Below are 3770 nucleotides of genomic sequence, written 5' to 3' on the forward strand. Positions count from 1 at the left end.
GACCGGCAACCCGGTCAAGGTGCCCGAATTCAACGTCGGCTGTACGACAAGCCACCACAACAGCGACGACCCGATCGTCCTGCCGAAGCTGGTGGGTGGCTCGCACAACCACACCTTCTGGGGCAACAAGTCGACCGACGCCAACTCGACAGCCGAATCGCTGCGGGCGTCCACGGCGACCACCTGCAACTCGCCGGACGACCAGTCCGCCTACTGGGTGCCGACCATGTACCAGAACGGCAAGGTCGTGGACCCGAAGGAGGTGACCGTCTACTACGGTTCCCGCCTGAAGGACCCGAGCAGGACCCAGCCCTTCCCATTCGGCCTGCGAATGCTCACCGGTAACGCCAAGACCCAGGTCGACACCCCGGACAAGCAGGGCAACCACTTCTGGTGCGCCGGCATCGGCGGCGAGATCGGCCGCAGCGCCGACAAGACGTTCCCAGTCTGCGCCAAGACCGCGAACATCGTCCGGCAGATCACCTTCCCGGACTGCTGGGACGGCAAGCACCTGGACAGCCCCGACCACAAGGCGCACATGGCCAACGGGGACCACACCGGGGCCTGCCCGAAGAGCCACCCGGTGCCCGTTCCGTCGGTGTCCTTCGTGATCTCGTACCCGTTGAGCGCGAACACGGACGGCATCACCCTCGCGTCCGGCACGTCGTTCTCCATGCACGCGGACTTCTTCAACGCGTGGAAGGACGAGGCGCTCGCCGCACGGGTGCGCAACTGCCTCGACCAGGGCGTCAAGTGCAACTCCGCCGGCAACTTCTAGCTGTCGTCAACCAGGGATCGGCCTGTCTCGGCCCCACGGTGACGAGGAGCTAGATGAGTAAGGCCTAACCCTGGCTGGCACTGCGGTCGCCGCGGAGTCTTCGTCGCGCAGCCCTTGTTGAGAGTGCGGTATGAGGCTACGGGCTCTGGCCGCGGACCCCTGGACCGGCGCGGGGTATGGCCAGGTCGGTCACCCCTACCGGGGCGGATGTGGCGTCAGGCGGTATACCTCAGAGGTATAAATATACCTCTGAGGTATACCGCACCTCCGCAGATCGGCACTGGTCCAAGCAGACAAGAGGTCCGGTCCTGACGAGACGTCTTGAATGTTTACGACGCCCCCTCGAACTCCTCGCGACCGGTGCCCCACTGCCTCGGCCAGCATGGCGGCGAGCCACCCTGCAAGCATGGCGTTGCCTCCTCAACTGAGAGCGACCGCCCTTCATGTCAGCCCCAGACGAACCCGCGCGACTTCGGCAGGCTGGTGATGTCCGATCGAGCGGTGCGCGTGTATGGGTGCTCCGATCCAAGGACGCGGGTGTAGTCCGACACGACGGCGCTGAGGACTGCGCGGGCCCGCCGACGCCGCCCCGTGGTTGCCAGAGCCAGGCCGAGGTTACGTCGGGCGTTGAGTGACGATGGATGGTCGATGCCAAGAACGCGCCCCCGATCCACGACAGTGCGCTCGAACAGCGCTAGCGCCTCGGTGTGACGTCGACCGGCTAGCAGCGCCCGCGCCAGGAACAAGCGGAGTCGGATCGCCCGCGGGTTGTCACGCGGCAGAACATCGTCCACACGCTGCACAAGAGCGCGTAGTTGCTCGATCGCCTCGGCGTGCCGACCAGCTGCGGAGTACGCGGCCGCGCGGTATTGAGGCCACCAAGTGAGGTGGATGTCGGCGCGTTGCTCATCGGTCTCGAATGCAGCGTTCTCCTCATGTAGTTGGACGCCTTCGACGGCCCGTCCCGTCCGCACGTAGCTGCGTGCCAGTTCACCGCGAGCGTTGATCGTCGATGCATGATCAGGACCGTAGACCCGCAGGTTCTCCGCGAGGTTCTCCTCGAACAGAGGGACGGCCCTGGCGAGGTCGCCCATCGAGCGGTAGGTGCTGGCGAGATTGATCCTTGCGCGCATCGTGGACGGCGCGTCCGGGCCACAGACACGAATGCTCTCGCCGAGATTGTACCGATGGATGGTCAAAGCCCGGTCCAGCTGGCCTGCGCATTCACAGCAGTAGCCGAGCAGGTTGCGGGCACCTACCGTAGCCGGATGATCCAGGCCGGCCAGGCGTACCCGGTCAGCCAGAGCCTCCTCAGCGTATGAGACGGCCTCATTCTCGTGGTCAGCAGTCACATAAGCATCGATCAGTGCCCGCCGCGCCAAGGCGATGCATTCGTCGTCAGACGGTGCGAGCGCCCGGTGCTCGCTGAACACCGTGAGGCCCACGGCCACAGCGCGGCTGAACTCCCCCATGTCGACGAGCCGTTTGACGCTCCACCGCCGCAGCCGTAACAGCTCAGCCCAGATGTCATCGTCCTCGCCGTCGCTCGCCAGAACCGTCCGTGCCTCGGCCCAGACCTCGGCGATGTGGTCCACCACGTCGACGCCGGGCGCGGGTTGCGCCTCCGTGGCAGGAGTCAACAGCGTCAGTGCATCCTGGACCGTGTCGCGGATTCGTCCCTCTGTTCGGGCCCTCGCCAACATCACCTGACGGGTAAGCCGATGCATCGCCACCTGTTTGCCGCTGACGTCGAAGCCAACCACGGAGGCGTTCGCCAGCCCGCCCAACGCCTCATCGACGCTCGCCGGCTCGACACGCAGAGTGCGCAGCAGGTCACGACGAACTCCCGCCTCCGACAGCACAGCCATGAGGTCAATCAGACGTCGGACCAACCCGTTCGGATCGCTGTGCTCGACCTCGCTGACCGACAGCAGCGTGGCCTCCTCCAGCGTGCGTGGATAGTTGTCACCAGGCACACGGGGAAGCAGCGACCTCAGTGGCATCGACCGGAATCCGGCCAGATACTCGGCGAACGACCACCGATGACGGCGGATCACGGCACCAGCCTGCGCGAGTGCGAGCGGCAGTTGACCCAGTTCTCGCGCGACCATCGCGGCGGCCCCGGGGTCGTCGAGGCTCGCCCGCGAGCACAGGAAGGTCACCGCCTGCGCGGGCGTAAACACGTCAACGTGCACCGTGACGCCGAAGACAATGAAATCCTGGTTCGTTGTCGTGATGAGCACATGAGCGTTACCGCGCTGGGGCATCCATCGGGCGATCGCGTCGGCATCGAGCGCATTGTCGAACACGATGACGGACCGCTCTGATTCGTTCTCAAGCCAGCGAAGCGCGGTGCGCGCGGCCGGCTCGGTGTCGACAACCTCGTCCACTGCACCCGCCTGCCGGGCGAAGTCAGCAAGCGACGTGATCACCGCCGCGACGTCATCTGCGACGATCCAGAGCACCCGCGCGACGTCAACGCACAGTTGGTCGCGCACGTACGTGGCCGCGAGATGCGTCTTCCCGACGCCCCGTCCTCCTATGAGGACGCAAACTCTGCTTTTCGCCAAGACCGTCGAAACCTCAGCCAACAGCTCCTCGCGACACATGTGTGACACCGGCTCACGCGGGACGTCACCGACGACGAGCGGGCGGCGTGAATCCTGATTGCCTGTCACCGCCAAGGCGGGCGGGAGAGACACAGACGCTGCGGGCGTCCGTCGCAACTGCAGGAAGGCGGCGACAGTCCCCAAGACGGCGAGGGCCGCGCTCAACGCCCCGATGGCCACCTCCGCATCCACGGCATCCACGAAACCACAGGCGGTAGCGGCCCCGGTACATCCGATCGCTCACCGTCGTCTCGGTTGACCCGGCGTTGCGTGTTACGGCCCGCCGACCGACCCTCGGCTTCGCTGGGCCCAGCCCCGCCGTGGCCGCGGCGTCCGCCGGGGCGTCGGCGAGGATCTTCCGGTACGCCTGCTCGGCGGCGTCC

2 protein-coding genes are annotated in these 3770 nt (G+C 66.2%); one reads left to right on the forward strand and one right to left on the reverse strand.

The genetic code is table 11. From position 1 onward, the window contains the following. The coding region (locus ABZ749_RS31325) for a DUF1996 domain-containing protein (RefSeq protein WP_357234129.1) at positions 1–778 on the forward strand (778 nt) is incomplete at its 5' end. Positions 779–1224: 446 nt separating this feature from the next. Here the strand turns inward: ABZ749_RS31325 and fxsT are convergent. Beyond that, positions 1225–3579: an FxSxx-COOH system tetratricopeptide repeat protein gene (fxsT, locus tag ABZ749_RS31330; RefSeq protein ID WP_357234132.1), complete on the reverse strand. Its 2355-nt coding sequence runs from the start codon at positions 3577–3579 to the stop codon at positions 1225–1227. Positions 3580–3770: the final 191 nt, after the last annotated feature.

The organism is Micromonospora sp. NPDC047753 (genome assembly GCF_040642735.1).
GTDB lineage: Bacteria > Actinomycetota > Actinomycetes > Mycobacteriales > Micromonosporaceae > Micromonospora.